This window comes from Pedobacter sp. ASV12, from assembly GCF_016429155.1.
Lineage (GTDB): Bacteria > Bacteroidota > Bacteroidia > Sphingobacteriales > Sphingobacteriaceae > Pedobacter.
This window is the reverse complement of the sequence record NZ_JAELUC010000298.1, coordinates 1-453: the sequence shown is the minus strand read 5'-3', so window position 1 is coordinate 453 and position 453 is coordinate 1. Positions and strand designations below refer to the sequence as shown.

Sequence of the window (453 nt, the reverse complement as noted above, 5' to 3'; positions counted from 1 at the left end):
ATCCGGGACAGTGGGATTTTCGCCGAGGCGATCTGGCCTTGCAATTGGTCCTGCGCTCCGCCTTGCCAGGCGTCCATGAAGGGCGAAAGATAATTTTCCAGTTCGGGGTAGGAGGTCAAGATGGTGAACACGTCCGCATACTTTTTGTTGAGCAGCTCAATGGCGTGCGGGAACGTGCAATGCCTGCCATTGTCGTAAATTTTCAGAAACCATATGATGGCCGCCAAAAGGATGATCGGGCTTTCCACGAAGAAATCGCCCTGTTTCTGTATCCAGCTTCGATTGAGGTTCAGCATGATGGTGTAGGCTGCCTCGTAGGCATCTGAAATGTCGGTCATGAAATTGGGATTGAGCGGATTGCAGCGGTGGCTCCGTCGTGGGTCGTCAAAATTGATGACATAAAACTTTGGTTTGATTTCGTATCGGTCGTTATGCTTCAGTAAGTGATTGTAG

General features: G+C 50.1%; 1 pseudogene. It reads right to left on the bottom strand.

Features of this window, described 5'->3' with window-relative positions:
- Positions 1–453: pseudogene (locus tag JHD69_RS20385) on the bottom strand (conjugal transfer protein TraG); the annotation flags it as partial.